15 protein-coding genes and 1 tRNA gene are annotated in these 20441 nt (G+C 66.1%); 7 read left to right on the top strand and 9 right to left on the bottom strand.

Features of this window, described 5'->3' with window-relative positions; translation table 11 throughout:
- Positions 1-74, bottom strand: a tRNA-Lys gene (locus Q0925_RS11925).
- Positions 75-174: 100 nt separating this feature from the next.
- On the opposite strand from Q0925_RS11925, the gene Q0925_RS11920 reads away from it, so the two are divergent.
- Positions 175-1632 carry a DHH family phosphoesterase gene (locus Q0925_RS11920; protein WP_299335801.1) on the top strand — a complete coding sequence of 486 codons (1458 nt, stop codon included), beginning with the start codon at positions 175-177 and terminating at the stop codon, positions 1630-1632.
- Positions 1633-1641: 9 nt separating this feature from the next.
- Here the strand turns inward: Q0925_RS11920 and Q0925_RS11915 are convergent, their stop codons facing one another.
- From Q0925_RS11915 to Q0925_RS11900, 4 genes are all read right to left on the bottom strand, one after another.
- The gene (locus Q0925_RS11915) at positions 1642-1932 is read right to left on the bottom strand and encodes a PRC-barrel domain-containing protein (protein ID WP_299335799.1); all 291 of its coding nucleotides are present in this window, start codon (positions 1930-1932) and stop codon (positions 1642-1644) included.
- A 55-nt stretch (positions 1933-1987) separates the two neighbouring features.
- Positions 1988-4192 carry an LUD domain-containing protein gene (locus Q0925_RS11910; RefSeq protein WP_299335797.1) on the bottom strand — a complete coding sequence of 735 codons (2205 nt, stop codon included), beginning with the start codon at positions 4190-4192 and terminating at the stop codon, positions 1988-1990.
- Positions 4185-4691, bottom strand: a complete 507-nt coding sequence (locus Q0925_RS11905; RefSeq protein WP_299335794.1) for an LUD domain-containing protein — start codon at positions 4689-4691, stop codon at positions 4185-4187. Before Q0925_RS11905 ends, Q0925_RS11910 begins: the two co-directional genes overlap by 8 nt.
- A gap of 113 nt (positions 4692-4804) precedes the next feature.
- On the bottom strand, positions 4805-6529 hold the full coding sequence (locus Q0925_RS11900) for an L-lactate permease (RefSeq protein ID WP_299335792.1): 1725 nt from the start codon (positions 6527-6529) through the stop codon (positions 4805-4807).
- A 269-nt stretch (positions 6530-6798) separates the two neighbouring features.
- Between Q0925_RS11900 and Q0925_RS11895 the strand changes: the two genes are divergently transcribed.
- A complete protein-coding gene (locus Q0925_RS11895; protein ID WP_299335790.1) occupies positions 6799-9900 on the top strand; it encodes an FAD-binding and (Fe-S)-binding domain-containing protein in 3102 nt (1033 codons plus the stop codon).
- 347 nt (positions 9901-10247) lie between these two features.
- Here Q0925_RS11895 and Q0925_RS11890 read toward each other — a convergent pair whose 3' ends face one another.
- A complete protein-coding gene (locus Q0925_RS11890; RefSeq protein ID WP_299335788.1) occupies positions 10248-10658 on the bottom strand; it encodes a GIY-YIG nuclease family protein in 411 nt (136 codons plus the stop codon).
- A gap of 528 nt (positions 10659-11186) precedes the next feature.
- On the opposite strand from Q0925_RS11890, the gene Q0925_RS11885 reads away from it, so the two are divergent.
- The 5 genes from Q0925_RS11885 to Q0925_RS11865 all read left to right on the top strand — a co-directional run bounded on the left by Q0925_RS11885 (position 11187) and on the right by Q0925_RS11865 (position 18464).
- Positions 11187-12353, top strand: coding sequence for an alpha-1 4-glucan-protein synthase (locus Q0925_RS11885; RefSeq protein WP_299335786.1), 1167 nt, complete (start codon positions 11187-11189; stop codon positions 12351-12353).
- Positions 12354-12449: 96 nt separating this feature from the next.
- Positions 12450-13628: an extracellular solute-binding protein gene (locus Q0925_RS11880; RefSeq protein WP_299335784.1), complete on the top strand. Its 1179-nt coding sequence runs from the start codon at positions 12450-12452 to the stop codon at positions 13626-13628.
- Between the two features lie 9 nt (positions 13629-13637).
- Positions 13638-15239 (top strand): ABC transporter permease, encoded by a 1602-nt coding sequence (locus tag Q0925_RS11875; RefSeq protein ID WP_299335782.1) that lies wholly within the window; start codon positions 13638-13640, stop codon positions 15237-15239.
- Positions 15229-16380 (top strand): ABC transporter ATP-binding protein, encoded by a 1152-nt coding sequence (locus Q0925_RS11870; RefSeq protein WP_414652116.1) that lies wholly within the window; start codon positions 15229-15231, stop codon positions 16378-16380. The genes Q0925_RS11875 and Q0925_RS11870 overlap by 11 nt, the downstream gene beginning before the upstream one ends.
- Entirely contained in the window at positions 16380-18464 is a 2085-nt protein-coding gene (locus tag Q0925_RS11865; protein ID WP_299335780.1) for an ArnT family glycosyltransferase, read from the top strand. The genes Q0925_RS11870 and Q0925_RS11865 overlap by 1 nt, the downstream gene beginning before the upstream one ends.
- Position 18465: 1 nt before the next feature.
- Here the strand turns inward: Q0925_RS11865 and Q0925_RS11860 are convergent, their stop codons facing one another.
- The 3 genes from Q0925_RS11860 to Q0925_RS11850 all read right to left on the bottom strand — a co-directional run bounded on the left by Q0925_RS11860 (position 18466) and on the right by Q0925_RS11850 (position 20208).
- The gene (locus tag Q0925_RS11860) at positions 18466-19353 is read right to left on the bottom strand and encodes a Vms1/Ankzf1 family peptidyl-tRNA hydrolase (protein ID WP_299335778.1); all 888 of its coding nucleotides are present in this window, start codon (positions 19351-19353) and stop codon (positions 18466-18468) included.
- A gap of 129 nt (positions 19354-19482) precedes the next feature.
- Positions 19483-19842 (bottom strand): DUF5802 family protein, encoded by a 360-nt coding sequence (locus tag Q0925_RS11855; protein ID WP_299335776.1) that lies wholly within the window; start codon positions 19840-19842, stop codon positions 19483-19485.
- A gap of 75 nt (positions 19843-19917) precedes the next feature.
- Positions 19918-20208, bottom strand: a complete 291-nt coding sequence (locus Q0925_RS11850; protein ID WP_299335774.1) for a hypothetical protein — start codon at positions 20206-20208, stop codon at positions 19918-19920.
- Between the last annotated feature and the right edge of the window lie 233 nt (positions 20209-20441).

The following is a 20441-nucleotide window of genomic DNA, read 5'->3' as shown; positions in this document are numbered from 1 at the left end:
CGGGCCGGGAGGGAGTTGAACCCCCGACCGACGGATTAAGAGTCCGTCGCTCTACCTATCTGAGCTACCGGCCCTCATCGGATTCTATCGGTGGGCAACTAAAAGGCGTTTCCCTTCGCCCCCGGTAGGACGAAGGGACGGCGTTAAGTGAGACGCTACGATACGTCGGATCACATGGGTACTGTGGCTCCAGTCTCGACGATGTCCTCGTACGCGATCCTCGGTTGCGGGAGCGTCGGTCACGCTGTGGCCGAGGACCTCGCCGAGGACGGCCAGGACGTGTTGATCCTTGATCGGGACGAGAGCCGTGTCGAAGCACTCCGCGATCAGGATCTCGACGCGCGCCGGACGGATATCCGCGACGAGGAGGTCGCGGACATGGTGGCAGACAGGGACGTGCTCCTCATTCTCGCGTCGGACGTGGAGGTGAACGAGGCGGCGGTGTCGATGATCAGGGAACGAGGCGGCGACCAGTTGATCATCGTCCGGGCGTCCGATCCCGTGTCCGAGGACAAACTCACCGAATCGGGGGCCGACGTGGTTATCAATCCCTCGCAGGTGATCGCGGAGTCCGCGTTGCGCGCACTGGAGACGGGCGAGTTGGAGTACAAGGCCCAGCAACTCGTGGACCTCCTCGGATCGACCGACGGGAAACTCGCCATCATGACACACGACAACCCCGATCCGGACTCCATCGCGAGCGCGGTTGCGCTCCAAGACATCGCCGAGTCCCACGGCGTGGAGGCGGACATTCTTTACGACGGCGACATCGGGCACCAGGAAAACCGAGCGTTCGTGAATCTGCTCGGTATCGAACTGCTCGCGCTCTCCGAGGTGGAGTCGCTGGAGAACTACCCGTTGGTCGCGCTGGTCGATCACATGAAGTCGGGGGAACTCAGTCTCGACACCGATGTCGAGATTTTCATCGACCGTTGTGACCCCGAGACCGATTACGACGCCGATTTTGTCGACGTGCGGCCGAACGTCTCCGCGATGTCGACCATCCTCACGAAGTATATCCAGGAGTTCGACCCCTCGCCGACCGAGGCGGTTGCGACCGCGCTGTTGTACGGTATCCGCGCCGAAACCCTCGATTTCAAACGGGACACGACGCCGGCAGACCTGACGGCGGCGGCGTATCTCTACCCCTTCGCCGACCACGATACGCTCGAACAGGTGGAGTCGCCGTCGATGTCGCCGGAGACACTCGACGTGCTTGCGGAGGCGATCCAGAGCCGGCAGGTGCAGGGGAGTCACCTCGTCTCGAACGCGGGGTTCGTCCGCGACCGTGACGCCCTCGCACAGGCGGCACAACACCTCCTGAACCTGGAGGGGATCACCACGACGGCCGTGTTTGGCATCGCCGACGACACCATCTATCTCGCCGCGCGGTCCAAGGACATCCGCATCAACATCGGGAACGTTCTCGACGACGCCTACGGTGGCGTCGGGGAGGCGGGCGGCCACTCCACGCAAGGAAGCGTCGAGATCCCGCTTGGCCTCTTTACGGGTATCGAAGCGAGCGAGGACAACCGCGATACGCTTCTCTCGCTGGCCGAGGAGGCGGTCCGCAAGAAGTTGTTCGACGCGATGGGTGTCGAGAGCACCGGAGAAACGGGGAACGGGGGCTGACGACTCGGGTCAGGCGACGACATCGTCGTTCTCGTCGTCGTCTTCGAGTCGTTCTACCACGTCGTTGATCAGGATCACGTCGCCGACCGCGCGGACCCACCGGTATGGAATCATGACACCTTTTCCGGACTCGATGCGACCGGCGAACAGTTCCTGACTGAGTTCACCGAGCGCGAGGCCGGTGACGGTTTGGCCGCCGAGGTCGAGGCGAACGTCCTCGACCTCGCCGACGAAAACCCCGTTGTTCGAGTACACCTCGCGCCCGACGAGCGTCGTGATCTCCTGTGGCGTGGCGTCCATGTCCACACCCTGTTCATGACGGGTATTAATAGTTCGCGGATGGTGACGGCCGTGGCTACCGTGGTGCGACCAGTTGGATCGGATGTGTGGGCCGCCGCGAGAGCAGGGCGTCAAGCTGTTCGAGACAGGAGGTGCCGCTGGCGACCACCTCGCGGTCGCGGGTGTCCGTGGCCGTGAACTGTTCCGCGAGGTCGTCACCCACGTCCATACTTAGATCGTAGTAGTCCGACTTGTAGCCGAAGGAGCCGGCCATCCCGCAACACTCCACGTCCGAGGTGACCACGTCGTAGCCCAGGTCTTCGAGAACGGTCACGGTGTGGGCGTCGAGACCAAGGGTTCGCTGCTGGCAGTGGGCGTGGTAGGCGACGGCCTCGTCACCGCCACGGAGGGCGGCCGCGTCGGCACCGTTTTCCAGCAGTCCGTAGACGTACTCCATGATCTCGTAGCTGTGCGCCTGGAGTCGTTCGACGGACGCCTCGGGGAGGAAGCGCTCGTACTCGCGGTCGAACATGGCGAGATCCGAGGGTTCGATCACGACAACGTCCCGACCGGCGTCGATATGTTCGGCGAGACGGCCGTACACGTCGTGGGCGTGGTCCTCGGCGGTCGCGATCATGCCCTGTGAGAGCGGGGCGCGGCCGCTGGAGGGAACCGACGGCACTCGGACCGAGACGCCGAGTGCCTCCAGCGCCCGGACCGCGGCTTTCCCGCGTTCGACCTGCACGTGGTTGGTGTACACGTCGGGATAGAGAACGACCTCCCGGGTCGGATCGGGGACGGTTGAGGCGCGGCGATCGAACCAGTCGACGAGCGTCTCGCGTTCGAATTCAGGGAGGTCACGCCGCGTGTCGACGCCGGCGACACGTTCGAGCGCCCACCGGGCGGGTGCGGTGTCCGCGAGCCAGTTGGAGACAGGGGCGGTCGCGCTCCCGAGTTTCGCCAGCGTCTCGAAGTTGCCGAAAAGGCGCTTGTCTATATCGAGTCCGCCAGGCTCTTCGTCGGGGGTGAGACCCTCGACGAGGAAATCGGTTCCTTCGGGCGCCTCGCCGCGGTTCACCCGGTCACGGACGACCGTGTTGATCCACGGGATGTCGATCTTTGTCGGACAGCCGTTGACACAACGCGAACAGCCGGTGCAGAGGTCGTTGAACTCGGCCGCGGTGTCGAGGCCCTCGACGCCGGCCTCCCAGCCGGTGCCGATGCCGCCGGAGTACGTCTCGCCGCCGAAGCCGTGGCCGCCGACGTGTTGGAAGTTGGCACAGGAGTTGGAGCATTGTCCACACCGGATGCAGTACAGCGTCTCGCGGAGTTGGTCGTCCTCTCGCATCGCCATCCGGCCGTTGTCGACGAGAACGAGGTGGAACTCGCGGTCGGAGTCGCGCTCCGAGAGAGGCGTCTCGTCGTCGTCGAAGTCGAGGGTCGGCGAGTCGACCGGCGGGGTGAGCAGGGAGACGTAGGCGGTGAGATCCTGTCCCGTGCCCGACCGGGCGAGCAGTTCGAGAAACGGCGAGAGGTCGTCAGTCGAGGGGACCACCTTCTCGACGCCGGCGACGGCGATGTGGGTGTCGGGCGTCACCGCACATTTCCGGGCGTTGCCCTCGCTTGTCACGAGTGCCATCGTTCCGGTGTCTGCGGTGACGAAGTTCGCGCCGGTCATCCCCACGTCGGCGTCGCGGATGAGTTCGCCCAGCCGTTCCCGGGCGAACCCGGTGAGTTCGTCCGCCGTCTCCGGTGGGTCCTCTGGATCGAACGTCTCCGCGAACAGGTCGGCGATGCTCTCCCGCGACCGGTGGATGGCCGGGGCGATCAGGTGAGAGGGCGTTTCGTCGGCCAACTGGACGACCCACTCGCCGAGGTCCGTCTCGACCACGTCGATTCCGTCGGCTTCGAGGGCGTCGTTGACGTCGAGTTCCTCCGTGGTCATCGACTTGCTTTTGACCACCCGGTCAGCGTTCTCCTCGGCGACCACCTCGCGGACGTACCGGTTGGCATCGGCGGCGTCGTCGGCGAGGTAGAGGTGGCCGCCGTTCTCCTCGATGGACGCGCGGAGGTCCTCGATCAACTCCGGGAGTCGGTCGATGGCGTCCTCCTTGATCTCACGCGCCCGTGTTCGGAGTTCTTCGTAGTTTTCGAGGCCGGTGACGGCCTGTTTTCGCTTCTCGTTGAACCCCTTCGTGTTCTCCTCGATGGCGGAACCTTCGGTCGCCATCAACCGTCGAATCTCGGCGGCTTTGTCGTCCGTGTCCGTGCTGTTACTCATCGAGCATCACCACATGGACCGTTTCGGGACCGTGCGCGCCGAGAACGAGCGCACCCATGTCGGCGGTGGCGCTCGGGCCCGTGGCGACGATGGTGCTTTCGGCGCGGTCGCCGGCCACCTCACCGAAGTGGTCTATCGCCTCGGGCAGGCCGGGAACAACGTCGCTCGCCCGGACGACGGGAACGTGCAGTTCCGGATAAAGGCTGACCGGTTCGGTTCCGTCGGCGGTCGAAGGCAGCAGGACACTCCCGTAGTTCGCGACACCGAGGCTGGCGGGAGTGACCCCCGTTGCCGCGCGTTCTAGGTCGGCGGCGGTCGGGTCAACCGCGACCGACTCGGGGTACTCGATATTAAAAGGAAGGGGAACGCCGACCGCGGGGTCGCGGACGATCCCATCGAGCGTCGTCGCGAACGCTTCGACCGTCGTTCGTGTACAGTCGACGCCGAGGGAGTCGAGGGCATCCTCGAACGTCGAAAGTGTCGTGGTCGTCGTAGCCATGGATCGGCGTTGGCACTCGCCTATTTTGTAGCTTCGGTCCCGCGGTGGTGATCGGGCACCGCCGCGACGCACGCGACGACCGCACTACAAAAGACCGCGTCAGCCGTTTTGCCTCAGAACACCGTCGGGAAGACGACGTAACTGAACAACATCGCGAGCGTTCCGACCCCAAGCGCGTAGTAGAGCAACGGAACGAGGTTGAACCGCATCACGCGCCCTTCCTGGCCGACCAGTCCGACGGTCGCCACGGCGGCAACGACGTTGTGGACGGCGACGAGGTTCCCGATGGCCCCGCCGACGGCCTGTGCGCCGACGATGATCTGTGTCGGGAGGCCGAGTTGTTGTGCGGCCTCGAACTGGAAACCGCTGAAGGTGATGTTCGAGACGGTGTTCGATCCGGCCATCGCGGCCCCGAGAGCGCCGATAAGCGCGGCGAAAAACGGGTAGACCGGACCCAGAATGTCGGCGGTGAGCGTCGCGAGAACGACGATCATGCTGCCCGCTTCCGGGGCGCCGGGGTGGGCACCGGAGTTGAGCATCACCTGCACCATCGCGATAACGAAGATCAGCGCGATAAACGGCGAGACGATCTTTCGCGCGGTTTCTTTCCACGCTGCCGACACCTCGTCGCCCGACATTCCGAAGATCGGAATGGCGAGAACGGCGCTGACGATGAGCCAAAAGCCCGGCACGTTCATCCACCCGATACCGTTGGAGATGGAGGTGCCCAGAATCTCGCTCCACGAGATCACGAACGACGGACGGTTGATAAACGAGGAGATGGGACCAACGGCGCGCGTGATCACGAGCAGAACCACGAGGATCACGTACGGCGACCACGCCTTACCCAGCGACATGTCGGAGGTGACGGTCCCGCCGTCGGTGGCGGCGTCCGCGCGCCCACCGCTTTGTCCGGGTTCGATCGTCCCGACCCAGTGGTCGGGCCACTCCTCGCGAGGCGGGAAGTCCCACTCCGAGTCTGGAAGCAGGTAGCCGGCCCGGAGGGCGCTCACGGTGATAGCCCCCCCGACCATCGACCCGATGAGGCTGGGGAACTCCGCGGTGATATACCACGCTGAGACCCAGTACGGGATCGCAAAGGCGATACCCGAGAACAGGCACAGCGGCGCGACCTCCAACGCGGGCGTTAACGAGCGATCCTCGCCGCCGAAGAAGTAGACGACCATCCCGACGGCAAAGAGGGGCATGACGAAGCCGACGAGGGCGTGGTAGGTTGCCGCCCACGCCGCGACCTGGTTGGAGTACTCGGTGACGGTGAACCCGCCGGCCTGGATGGCTTCGCCGAAGCCGGCCGTGGACAACGGGTCGCGGATCCCGACGACGATGGGCGTGCCGACCGCGCCGTAGGTGACGGCGATGATGTGGCCGATGATCGCGGCGACGACCGCCGCCAGCGCCGGGAAGCCGAGCCCCAGCATCAGGGGTGCGACGACAGCCGCGGGCGTCCCGAAGCCTGCTGCCCCCTCGATGAACGTCGCGAGAAAGAAACCGATCAACACGATCTGCACCCGGCGGTCGTCGCTGACCGCCGCGAAGCCCTTGTTGATACGGTCGAACGCGCCGGCCTCCATCAGCGTGTACAGGAGCAACAACGCGCCGAAGACGATCCAGAGGATCTCGATTGCGGTCATCACGCCCGAGATAGAACTGGCCGCGAGCCAGTTTGTGGGCATGTTCCAAGCCACGTAGCCAACGGCGAGTGCCGTAACCCACGCGATGGGCATCGCCCGCGTTGCGGGCCAAAGAAAGCCGACGAGCAGGGCACCCGCGAGAACGAGCGGGAGCGCCGCCAACGCGGTTTCGACGCCGGTTACCATGTACATTTCACCTGTCTATACTTCGATACAGTCAGATAGCTGATAGTCAATCGGATCGGCGTGTACATGATCTATTCAGCCCGCTAGATTTATCGGATATAAATTATTGGGAAAGACTCCGCCGAAGTATCGAGAGAACTAAGTAATATATTATTATCAACGTTCTTAGTTGGTCGATCGGGTGGCGGAGGTCACATCCGTCGGAGCAGCGGCGTGGCGACGCCGGTGAGAACCTGCACTTTATCCGGCTATACACCAAGTGGCGGTCAATGGCAACGATAGGCGACTCCGCCGACGACCCCGCGTTGGCTGGCGATTACGACTATCGAAGCGAGGATGTCGACCGCCCAGGAATGGTCGAGGACCTCGACGACCTGGTCGACGGCGACGTGCGCTTCGACGAGTACTCCCGGCAACTGTACGCCACCGACGCCAGTGCCTACGAGGTGACGCCGATCGGTGTTGTCTTCCCTACCTCGACTGCGGACGTCTCCGCGGTCGTTGAGTACTGTGCCGACCGCGAGATCCCTGTGCTGCCTCGTGGGGGCGGGACCAGCCTCGCCGGGCAGACGGTCAACGAGGCGGTTGTTCTCGATTTCACCAAGCGGATGGACGACGTGCTGGAGACGGATCCGGACGACAGACGCGCCCGCGCACAGGCCGGCGTGTATCTGGGCGACCTCAACAGCGTACTCAAGCCCCACGGATTGAAGTTCGCGCCCGATCCTGCGTGGGGAGATAAGAGCGCGCTCGGAGGGGCGATCGGTAACAACTCCACCGGCGCACACTCCCTGAAATACGGGAAGACCGACGCCTACGTCGAGGAGGTCGAGGCGGTTCTCGCCGACGGCACGGTGACGACGTTCGGCGAGGTCGCGGTCGAGGACCTACGGGATGGGGGCGACCCCGACGGAACCGTGACGGAACGGATCTACGCCGAGGTGGCCCGGATCATCGGCGAGGACGCCGACGAGATTAGCGACCGGTATCCCGACCTCAAGCGCAACGTCTCGGGGTACAACTTCGACGTGTTGATCGACGAGGCCGAGTCCGGATCCGTCAACCTCGGCCGACTGCTCGCCGGGAGCGAAGGAACGCTCGCTATCGTCACCGAGGCGACCGTCTCGTTGGAACCGCTCCCGGAGACAAAGGCGGTCGCGATGCTCACCTACGACGACCTGCTCGACGCGATGAACGACGTCGCGCCGATCCTCGAACACGACCCGGCCGCGGTCGAGGTGATGGACGACGTGTTGCTCGATCTGGCTCGGGAAACCTCGGAGTTTGCGGACGTGGTCGGCCTGCTACCGGCGGGGACCGACTCGGTGCTTCTCGTGGAGTTCTACGCCGAGAGCGACGAGGACGGCCGGCAGAAGGTCGCCGACCTCGTCGCCGACCGTGTGGGCAACGCAGCGACCGAAAGCGCGCCACGGGACGGGGCAGCCGAGCGGACGGACACACCCCGACTGGCGCGCGACGTGATGGAGGCCCACGACGCGGAAACCCGAGAGAAGTTCTGGAAGATGCGCAAATCCGGGCTCCCGATCCTGCTCGGGCGAACCAGCGACGAGAAACACATCGCGTACATCGAGGACACCGCCGTTCCGGCGGAGAATCTCCCCGACTACGTGGCCGACTTCCAGGCCATCCTCGACGACCACGAGACGTTTGCGAGTTACTACGCCCACGCCGGCCCCGGCGTTCTCCACATCCGGCCGCTGATCAACACGAAGACCGTCGAGGGTGTCGGGCAGATGGAGTCCATCGCGGATGCCGCGACCGACCTCGTCGTGAAATACGACGGCTCCGTGTCGGGCGAACACGGCGACGGCCGCGCACGGACCCAGTGGAACCGGAAACTGTACGGCGACCGCCTCTGGGAGTCGTTCCGCGACCTCAAGCACGCGTTCGATCCGGACTGGCTGCTCAATCCCGGAAACATCTGTGGCGACGTGGATATGACCGAGAACCTCCGATTCGGGTCCGACTACGACTTCGACGCCGGGTTCGACCCCGAACTCGACTGGGACAACGAGAACGGCTTTCAGGGCATGGTCGAACTGTGTCACGGCTGTGGAGGCTGTCGCGGTCCACAGGAGACGACCGGAGGTGTGATGTGTCCGACATACCGGGCGAGTCAGGAGGAGATCACCAGTACCCGGGGCCGGGCGAACCTGCTCCGACAGGCGATGAGCGGCGACCTCGACGGCGACGCCACCGACGTGGAGTTCATGCACGAGGTGCTCGACCTGTGTATCGGCTGTAAGGGCTGTTCGAAGGACTGCCCCAGTGAGGTCGACCTCGCCAAGATGAAAGCCGAGGTCACCCACGAACATCACCAGCGCCACGGGTCGTCGCTGCGTGACAAACTGTTCGCGAACATCGATCGGCTGAACGCGGTCGGATCGGCGCTGGCCCCGTTGTCGAACTGGGCTGGAAAGGTGCCGGGCGCTCGCACACTGATGGAAAAAACGGTGGGTGTCGCGAGAGACCGGTCACTGCCGACCTTCCACCGCGAGAGCCTCGAAGACTGGTTTGTCGCCCGCGGCGGGGCACAGGTGCCCGAGACCGAGGCCGAGCGTCGCGTACTCATGTTTCCGGACTCCTACACCAATTACAACGCCCCGTCTGCTGGCAGGGCGGCGGTCGAGGTGTTGGAGGCGGCCGGCGTTCACGTCAGGATCCCGGATGGGGTGACCGGGAGCGGCCGGCCACCGTTCTCGAAGGGCTTTCTCGACACGGCCCGCGAGCAGGCGGCGACGAACGTCGATGCCCTCGCGCCCCGGGTTCGGGACGGCTGGGACGTGGTGGTGGTCGAACCCTCCGACGCGGTCATGTTCCAGTCCGACTACCTCGACCTCCTCTCGGCGGCGGACAGCGAGGAACCACGCTCCTCGGGCAGCGAGGCGTCGGAGACGCCTCGGGCAACCGGCGAAGCCGGTGACAGTCGGACCCTGTCCGACGACGTCGAGACGGTCGCCGAAAACACATACGGCGTCATGGAGTATCTCGACACCTTCCGGTTGGACGAGAGCCTCGCGACCGACGCGCCCGACGAGACGCTCACCTACCACGGCCACTGCCACCAGAAGTCGACGCGAAAGGACCACCACGCGGTCGGTGTGTTGCGCCGCGCCGGATACGGGGTCGACCCCCTCGATTCGGGCTGTTGTGGGATGGCAGGCTCGTTTGGTTACGAGGTCGAACACTTCTCGATGAGTCAGGCCATCGGCTCGATCCTGTTCGACCAGGTCGAGAACAGTTCGGGCGACCGGGTCGTCGCGCCCGGCGCGTCCTGTCGAACCCAACTGGGCGACGAGTACGACGAGAAACCCCCGACGCCGATCGAGGTTCTCGCCGACGCGCTTTAGCGGTCGACAGGTGTCGCCGCCGTCCGCGGGCGATCATAAAAAGCGCCAACCGAGCGGCTCCGAGGTCGTCGTTGCCGAGGGGGCCAACAGGAACGCCGTCGCGATGGCTACCCAGCCCCGTCTCCGCCCCGGTCGGTGTCCCGGCGGGAACGGGCGCCAGGGGAGTCGTCCCGTCCCGTCCGGTTCCGTTCGGCCGAGAGCAACACGCCCGGGGTCGACCGCCTTGCGGGGGTCGTCCGGACGCACCGTAGCCGCCCGCTCGATGGGCCGATCCGTCACGACAAGCGAACCCGTCACCATCGGTCGTCGGTCGGGTGTGTGTCCCGGCCACGACGGGGCCGGTCGGATCAGTTCTCCGCCGCATGTGCCGACTCGGCGGCGTCGATCAGCGTCGTGATCCGGTCGGTCATCGCGAGGTGTGACCGACAGTCACAGTCCGACGCGCCAAACTCCGGAACCGGTCCGTCCGGAAGCCGCCTCGCGATCCGACACTCGGCGTCGACGCCACCGGACGTGATGACGGTGACGAGTTCGGTCGCGGGGTGGCCGGTGAGGTAGTCGACGTGCCAGTGTCGGGTGTCGTTCTCGCCGGTCGCGACCCGGCGGTGGCGGTCGACGCGCGTGAACCCACCACTCCCGAGGGCGCTCCCGGTGTAGGCGTACCCGCCCGCGGGGAGGCGGTGGGCGCCCAATGCCCCGACCTCGACGTCGACGGCGTGCGGGAGGTCGAGACACAGCGTGTACGTGCCCCCGGTCATCGGGTCGGATCGGCGGGGCGTGGGTTGTGGACGGGCGGAGCGGAGAACGACTGTCGATCCATGTGGGCGGCTCCGACATCGACCCTTAAAATCGTGGGGGGATCGCAACGGTGCCGTCCGCGTTGTCCGGAGAACGAACGCCGATGAACTCGTCGCTTGCCTGCGGTTGCGGGCCGGCGCGAGGGGGCGCAGGCCGTACCCTCGAACTGCGACCGTGGGGTCGCTCACCGACCGCCTCTACCGCCACCGAGTCGAGATCGTCGAGAATACCCGGGACGACCGGGACACCGTCCTCACGGCGCCGTATCGCGGCCACGCCGGTGCGATCGTATCGGTCCCCCGTTCGAACGGGCGGGACGGATGACCGACGCCTGGGACCGCGATGTTGGCTGTCCGTCGTGGGTCCGGTCGGTACCGACGCGAACGACTCGACGGCGTGGCCAACGGGATGGAGTCACCGACCCGTTCTCCAGCGGTTTAGGCAGCCCTAACCGACAGTTATTTTAGGTGGCCCTAAAGAGGAGTCCCATGGAGACGGACGTCTGTGTGATCGTACCGACGATCAGGGAGCACGAATGCGTGCGGTCGTACGTCGCGAACGCCGAGAAGCACGGCTTCGACACCGACCGACTGGAGTTCGTGCTGGTGACCGAGGACTTCTGTCCGACGGGGGAGATGGAGGCGATGCTCGACGAGTTGGGCGTCGAGGGTGAGGTGTTCGACGGGAGCCGGCGCGAGGAGTGGTTCGAGTCGCAAGGCGTCGGCGAGTACAGCCACCTGATCCCGGCAAAGAGCCACGCCCAGACGAGCTTCGGCCTGCTGTACCTGTGGGTGAGCGACCACCCCTACGCCGTCTTTATCGACGACGACACCCGACCCCACGACACCGTCGACTTCTTTGGCACGCACATCGGCAACCTGACCGAGAACCGAACCGTCGAGTCGGTGCGGTCGGATACGAACTGGGTGAACGTGCTGTATCACGGGGCTGACGAACACGGCCTCTATCCCCGTGGCTACCCGTACTCCGCGATGGACGAGACGACCGAAACGGGCGAGACCGAACTCACGGATGTCGTCGCCTCACAGGGCCTGTGGACGAACGTACCCGACCTCGACGCGGTGCGGATTCTGATGGATGGCGACCTACAGGGACAGGCCGAGACACGCCTCACCGCCGACGACTTCGGCCCGGATTTCGTCGCCGAACCCGGACAGTATCTCACCGTCTGTTCGATGAACCTCGCCTTCCGTCGGGAGGTCGTGCCCGCGTTCTACCAACTCCCTATGGACGACAACGAGTGGTCGGTGGGCCGGTTCGACGACATCTGGAGCGGGGTGTTTCTCAAACGGGCCGCCGACATACTCGACAAACAGATCGTCAGCGGTGACCCGCTTTGTCGCCACGACAAGGCACCGCGGTCGACGTTCGACGACCTGCACAACGAGGTGGCTGGGCTGGAACTGAACGAACACCTCTGGGAACTGGTCGACGACGTGGATCCGGTCGTTGAGGGGCGGGACGCCGAGGCGTACGCCACGGTCTTCGGGGCGATGGCCGACGCGTTGGTCGCGGCCGAAGCCGACTACCGCAACGGTGAGTTTCTCGCCCACGTCGGCGAGTGTATGCACGACTGGCTGGACTGTCTCGGCGAACTCCGGTCGGCGACGCGAGCGGTGCCAGCCGATGACTGAGCGGGGCAACAGCGAGCGTCCGGAGTCGACGATCCGGCGGGAAGACACCTCCTCGAATCGGCAGGTATAAGTGATTTAGGGCGACCTAAAGAAACTATGCGCGACAGTCCAAGCTCTCGGCGACGGATCCTGCGGATGGGAGGGGTTGCCGGTGTCGCATCGATCGCCGGATGTAGCGGACTCCTCGGCGGTTCGTCCGGTGGCGACAACGGTGGCGGTGGGGGCAACGGTGGCGGTGGCGGCGGCGACGACACGGTGGGACAGATCGGCTCCGGACGCTCGCCGTTCGGCGAACGCGACCTCTCGGGTGGCACCCCGATGTCCGCGATGCCCGAACTGAGCGGCGAACTGACCCTCTACTCCGGCCGCGGCGAACCACTGGTCGATCGGCTCATCTCTTTCATCGAGGATCTCTACCCGGATCTGACGGTGCAACCGCGGTACAACGCTGCGGCGGATCTGGTAAACCAGATCGAAACCGAAGGCGAAAACAGCCCGGCTGACGTGTTTTTCTCGGTCAACGCCGGGTCACTGGGCGCGCTCAAAGACCGCGGTCGCACGATGGAACTGTCGAGTGAGGTCATCGACGCCGTTCCCGACCAGTTTTACGACCCGGAGGGGATGTGGGTCGGCACGTCCGGGCGGGCGCGGACGGTTCCATACAACACGGACGCGCTCTCAGAGTCGGACATCCCGGACGATATCTTCGCGTTTCCGGAGACGGAGGCGTTCCGCGACGCCATCGCCTGTGCCCCATCGTACAGTTCGTTTCAGGCGTTCATTACGGCGATGCGCGCACTCAACGGCGAGGAAGAAACGCGGTCGTGGCTCGAGGGGATGTTGGAACTGGGCCTCGACGCCAACTACGCCGACGAGTTTCTCGTGAGTCAGGCCGTCGCCGACGGCGAACTCCGCGCCGGCTTCGCCAACCATTATTATATCCAGCGGGTGCTCGCCGGGCGACCCGACGCCCCTATCTCGACCGCCTTCACTCAGGGCGACGCCGGTTCGATTTTCAACGTCGCCGGGGCCTGTGTGCTGGATACGGCGTCCTCGCCCGACCTCGCGTCGGACTTCGTCCGCCACCTACTGTCGGCCGAGGCACAGGACTACTTCGCCCGCGAAACCTTCGAGTACCCGATGGTGCCCGGCATCGACCCGATCGGTCGGCTACCGAGTATCGATGAATTGAATCCCCCGGAAGGATTGGATCTAACCCAGCTGTCCGACTTGGAAGGGACGGTCACTCTCCTTCGCGATGTCGGGATGCTCTGACACCACGCCATGGCAGCCGATCACCACACCGTCGACGACGGAGGCGAGGGGCTCCCGCTCCCCACGACCATCGCGAGCGGCGCGGTCGCGGCCGCGGTGTTGCTTCCGCTGGTGTGGTTGGTCAGGACCGCCCTCAACGTTGGCCTCGACGGTGCGATTGCCATCTCGACCCGGCCGGCGACGGTCCAGGTGTTTCTCAACAGCGCCGCACTCGTCGTCGTCGTCACCGCCGCCTCGGTGCTGATCGGTGTGCCCTTCGCGTATCTGACGGTGCGGACGGACCTTCCGTTCCGTCGGGGGGTCACCGTCGCCGTCTCACTCCCGCTGGTCATCCCCAGTTACATCGGGGCCTTCGCGTTCGTCTCGGCCTTCGGCCCGCAGGGCGCGTTCCAGCGACTGCTCGCGCCACTCGGCGTCGAACGGCTCCCCGACATCTACGGCTTCACCGGCGCGGCACTCGTCATCACGCTGTACACCTATCCGTACGTGTTCATCACGACCCGTGCGGCGCTGAAATCGCTGGACACGACGTTGATAGACGCCGCACGAACGCTCGATCACGGCCGGTGGAGGGCGTTCCGCCGTGTGACGGTGCCACAGATCAGGCCGGCCGTGACCGCCGGATCGCTGTTGGTCGCGCTGTACACCCTCTCCGACTTTGGAACGCCGGCGATCATGCAGTTCGACGCCTTCACGCGCGTTATCTACGTCGAGTTCACCAGCTTTGGCCGCGACGTCGCCTCGCTGCTCTCCTTGCAACTGGTCGCCGTGACCCTGCTCATTCTCGGCCTCGAATCGCACGTCCGTGGCAACGAACCGCTGCACGCCGGCCAGCAGGGCGGCCGGACGGGCGGGACCGTCCGGCTCGGTCCGTGGAAGTACGTCGCGTTCGCGGCCTGTCTGGCCGTCGCGGGTCTCGCGTTGCTCGTTCCGCTCGGTATCCTGCTGACGTGGTTGGCACGGGGCGGCGCCGAGGTCGGGAACGCACTCGCCTTTCGGTCGGAGTATGCGATCAACTCCGTCGGCGTCGCGGTCGGGGCGGCGCTCGTCGCGACGGTCGTCGGCCTGCCGGTGGCCTACCTCGCTGCCGGCTACCGCTCTCGGTTGGCCGATGCCTTCGAGCGGGCAACCTACGTCGGCTACGCTGTGCCGGGCGTGGTGCTCGGCCTCGCGCTGGTCTATCTGGGCACGTCGTACGCTCGGCCGTTCTACCAGACGGTCTACCTGCTGGTCGCGGCGTACGTCATTCGGTTTCTGCCACAGGCGGTCGGTTCGATGCGGGCCTCCTTTCTCCGAGTCAACCCCGCGCTCCCCGAGGCGGCGCGGACGCTCGGGCGCACCTCCTTCGGCGCGTTCCGCGCCGTGACGCTGCCGCTGATTGCCCCCGGCCTCCTCGGGGGCGCGGCGCTGGTCTTTCTCACGACCATGAAGGAACTGCCAGCGACGCTGTTGCTCCGGCCGTCGGGGTTCAAAACCCTTGTCACCCACATCTGGACGGCGACCGAGTCGGGCTACTACGGCCACGCGGCGGTGCCCGCGCTCATCCTACTGGGCGTCTCCGGGCTCTCGATGCTTGTCATTCTCTCACAGGAGGGGTACGATGTCAAATAGAACGATGCACGCAACGAACGGAACGGTGGATCGACGGACAGACACTGACGGTACGACCGTTCTCGAACTCGACGGAGTGGACAAGTCGTACGGCTCCGAACGGGTTATCGAGGAGCTCTCGCTGTCGGTCGAGGAAGGCGAGATCCTCACCCTGCTCGGTCCGTCGGGCTGTGGGAAAACGACGACGCTCCGGCTCATCGCCGGGCTGGAACGTCCCGACGCGGGCACCGTCGTCCTCAACGACGCGACCGTCTCCGGAACCGACCGGTTCGTGGCGCCCGAGGACCGCGGCGTCGGTGTCGTCTTCCAGGAGTTCGCGCTCTTTCCCCACCTGACCGCCGCCGAGAACGTCGGCTTCGGGCTGGAGGGCTGGAGCGACGAGGACCGCAAGGCCCGTGTCGACGAACTGCTCGACCTCGTTGGACTCGAGGCACAGGGCGACTCCTACCCGGACGAACTCTCGGGCGGCCAACAACAGCGCGTCGCACTCGCGCGCTCGCTCGCACCGGAACCCGAGGTCCTCCTGTTGGACGAGCCGTTCTCCAACTTGGACGTGGACCTCCGCGTCCAGATGCGCGAGGAGGTCCGCTCGATAATCAAAAAGACCGGTGTGACCGCCGTCTCCGTCACCCACGATCAGGAGGAGGCGATGTCGGTCAGCGACCGCGTGGCCGTCATGAACGACGGTCGGATCGAGCAGGTCGGCGATCCAGAACAGGTGTTTCAACAGCCCGAGTCCAGATTCGTCGCCGGCTTTCTCGGCCACGCCAGTTTTCTCCCGGGCTACGTCCACGGCGGCGAGGTGACGACCGGCCTCGGGCCCATCCCGCAGTCCCAGATCAACGGCCTGGCGAGCACCTACGACCGAACGCGGATCGACGTGCTCGTTCGGCCGGACGATATCAAGGCGATGCCCGTTGACGGCGACGCCGCCGACGGCCGGATCGTCTCGCGGCGGTACCTCGGCCCGACCATCCTCTACGAGGTCCGCCTCGACGACGAGACGAGCGTCCAGTGTATGCACAATCACGACGAGTCCATCCCGCTCGATACGCGGGTCCGAGTCGAACTCGACTCCGACCACGAACTCGCGTGGTTCCCGGGGGATCAGCGGCCGGCCGAGGTATCCGATTCCCGATAGTGCCCCGTCGACCCCGTCGCGACCACCTTCTCGGCGCCGTGCTGGTCACGCTCACCGGTGTCGTCGTCTACTGGCTGGCGGTCGACCTCTTTCCGTATCACTCCGTCAACGACGACGAGGGCGTCTACCTCACGCAGGCGGCCATGCTGCTGGAGGGGCGGCTGTTTCTTCGGCCCGGTCCCCTCGGTGACCTCGTGCGACCGTGGTTTTTTGTCGAGGACGCCGCCGGCGGCGACCTTCGGTACTACTCGAAGTACGCCCCGGTCGCAGCCGGCTTTTTCGCCGTGGGACGACTGCTTGGCGACCCGAACCTGATCCTCGGCGTCGTCGCCGCAGGCAACGCCGCGCTGGTGTACGTTCTTACCATGGATGCGTTCGGCCGGCGCATCGCCCGCCTCGCCGTTGTCGTTCTCGCGGCCACACCCCTGTTTCTGTTCTCATCGTCGGTCTTTCTCCCCTACGCCCCGACAACGCTTCTCAACCTCGTGTTCGCGGTGGCGTACGTCCGGACCATGCGCCGCGACTCGCCGCGGTGGGGGGTCATCGCCGGCACGGCCATCGGCCTCGCATTTTTTGCCCGACCCTACACCGCCGTCTGCTTCGCCGCGCCGTTTATCGCTCACGCGCTCGGGTCGCTGTGGTGGACACGCGGGTCGGATCGCTTCCGCCCGACGCTCGCGAGACTGCTCGCCGTCACCGGCCTCGGCCTCGTGGGTGTCGGGGGGACCCTCGGCTACAACGCGCTCGTGACCGGCGATGCGTTCTTGTTCCCGTATCAGGTGTTCGGCCCGCAGGACGGCCCCGGGTTCGGCCGGCGCGAACTGCTGGAGTACGACCGACTGTACACGCCGACGCTCGCCGCCGAGACGACCGTCCGACTGCTTGCCACCCTGTCGACGGAGTGGACAGTTGCCGGTCCGATCGGCACGCTCCTCGCGCTGGTCGGCCTTCGTCGCCTCCCCGCCGACCGACCGTCGGTCGCCGACCCGACGCTCGCCCCGCCGGCTCTCCGAGTCGTCGTTGTCGGCCTCGTCCCGGCGGTCGTTCTCGGCAACGCCTACTTCTGGGGGACACTCAACGGCTTGGAAAACGGCCTGATCGGTTTGTTGGGGCCGTACTACCATTTCGACCTGCTTCTCCCGTTGTCCGCGTTCGCCGCCGCCGGCGCGTTCGTTCTGTGGGGACGGGTCCGGGCGGCGACCCGAGGGGTCGACGGCCGGGAACGACGGGCCGTTCTCGTCGCCGCTCTCCTCATGGGGACGGGCATCGTCGGCGTCGCGGCCGTCGACGCCGTCGAGGAGCCGTACGACGAGAACCGCCTCCGCACGTCGAACCTCGCGACGACGTACGAACCCATCGAGAAGCGGTCGTTCGATGACGCCGTCGTGTTTCTCCCGACTCCGTACGGCGACTGGCTCAATCATCCGTTCCAGTATCTCCGCAACGATCCGGGGCTTGACGGCGATGTGCTCTACGTGTTGAACGACGGCGACGTCGAGCGGTTCGAGACCGTCGATGCGACCGGCGACCGGCGGCCGTACCGTTTCACCTACCGCGGCGACTGGACCGGCGCGACGACGGCGGTCGATCCGGCGCTCGTTCCGTTATCCGTCGAACGGGGCGACCGCGTGTCCGCGACGACGACCCTCGGCGTGCCGGCACGGGCGACGACCGCGAGAGCGCGGATCGTTACGGAGGCCGGCAGCGCCAGATACGGGATCGGCCGCGTCGACGACTCGGTGACGGTCAAGTGGCAGGTCGGTGGGGGGCGAACCGGTGTGACCGGGCGTGACCCGGTCGGGAACGCAACCGCCCCGCTTCCGACCGGCGTGAGCGAGGTAACGCTGCTCGTGACGTTCGTCGAGCCACAGGGGACGACGGTCACGTACCGACAGACGGTGAGCGTCGAACGGACGGTAAGGGGCATTCGCGTTATCTGGCCGCCCGAGACGCGGGTCTGCTCGCTCACGACCGACTGCGGGCGCGAGGCGACGTACGTCGGCCCGGACGGCGACTACGTATCGGGTGTATCGGTCGAGACGACCGCCACGGGGCGAAACGTGTCGTGGTCGGGCAGCCGGTGACTCACAACAGCGTCAGGTCGACGGCCGAAAACGAGCGATAGGCGTCGTCGAGCGCTGCCTCCGGGTCGCCGGTCGCGTCCACGGGTGCGACGGCGACGGCGTCGCGGTCCAACTCGTTGAGAACGGTCCGTTCGCCCAGCAGAACGAGGCGGTCCGGGTCGCGCCCGTCGAGAACCGCCCGGCAGTCGTCGAGGTGGGCGGCCACCTGTTCGTCGCGGCGGCGTTCGAACCGCGACTGGGAGAACCCGCCTTTCGAGTGGGTCGCCTGCACGTCCGTCTCGACGGTTTCGACGTCGGTGAGGGTGCCATCGTTGACGACGCCAACGGCGAACAGATCGGAACGGACCAGCGCGACGGTGAGGCCCGCGGGCGGCCGGAACCAGTCGTTGTCGAGGCGGAAGCCGGTGCCCCACTCGACAAACGGATCCGGGGAGAACGGCGGGTCGAGGGCAACGCTCACGAGGCCGGCGTCGTCGGCACAGACCAGACACGGCGCGGCACGGCGGACGAGGGCGGTCCGGTCGCCGAGAACGTCGTCGAGGGCATCGGGCACCGACTCCCCGACAGCGGCGGTCAACGCGCCCTCCCGGCCGGTCTCGACGCTCCGGAGCCGCGTGAGTACCTCGTCGAGACGACCGCCACAAAGCAGTTCGGTCCCGCGGGGGGTGAGGTCGGGAGCCTCGGCCGAATCCTCGTCGAGCCGGCCTTCGAGTTCGGCGATCCGGTCCTCGAGACGGTTGACCCGCTTCTCGGCGGCCTGTCGGTCCGTCACCGCGTCGGCCCGGCGGTCGCTCTCGGCGTCGAGTCGACGCTCCAAGTGGCGCTTCTCCTCCTCGAGTTCCTCGATGCGCGCTTTCAGCCCCGACCGCCCGAGCAACCTATCGAGCATAGGAAGGCGAGCGTGCCCCGCCGTCTTTTACCCTGCGGCGACGACGGTGCAGAAGCGACCGAGGGCCTCGTGGCGACGCGGCGGCACTCACGAGCCGTGGAGCGGGGGGTGAACGGGGACCGGATGGGGTTAGACGGCCGAATCGGCCGGATCGTACCCCGCGTACCGTAGGAGGTCGGCCGCACGATTGGGTTTGGCGAGAAACACCTCACGTCGCTCGGGAAGGCCACGGTCGCCCCCGGCGACGCTTGGAGGGAGGCCAAGCGTCCCCGACGGGACCCCCTTCTCGCCGTGGACGGGGAAATGTGCCCCGTCGAGTTTCATCACGAGCGGTGTGTCCAACCGTTCGACGCCCTCGTCGGTGGCGTAGAGCCGCTGGTTCACCCGTTCGTGGTCGGTTTCGTGGATGACCGCGTGGCCGTGGTCGTGGTCGTGGGGTTCGACGTACAGTCGACCGAGGTAGTAGCCGGCGGAGAACTCTTCGAACATACCGTTCGGTGCGTGCTATCGTGTACCACGATATAAGTCTTGCCGATAGGGTTTATATCGAACCGCTCGTGCCCGTTATCTGGATCGGCCGACGGTCATCGACCAGACGGCGACGAGACCGAGCAGAATCGCCGGAAACAACGGGAGAACGAGCATGGCGGTCCGGTAGTGCGCGCCGAGAACGCCGCCGGCGGCAGGCCAGAGGTAGATGCCCATGGGGACGACGAGAACGGCGACGACGACGGCGGCGACGAGCACCCAGGCTTTGAGGCCGAGACCGGGGTCGGAATCGGCGGCGTTGCCCTCGTCGGGGTCGGGGTCGGGGCCGGGGCCGGGACCGACACCGGGGCTGGTGTCGGCGCTCACCGTCGGGAGCGCCGCCGGAGACGATCACGTCGCAGGGACGGGAACGGAGTCGATCGGTGGGTCACGGACCGAACCGGTGTCATAGCAGACGAATCACCGCGGCGGTGAAAACGCTGTGGGTTGGCACCCTCCGCCCGGCTGGATCGGGTGATCGTCGGGACACGAGGCTCATCGACTCGTCGTGTTCGTGCTCCCGCAGTCGGGACACTGTGCGAGCGAGCCAAGCGATGGGT

The organism is Haloplanus sp. (assembly GCF_028275055.1).
GTDB lineage: Archaea > Halobacteriota > Halobacteria > Halobacteriales > Haloferacaceae > Haloplanus.
The sequence above is the reverse complement of the archived record's forward strand: the minus strand, read 5'-3'. Positions and strand labels throughout refer to the sequence as shown.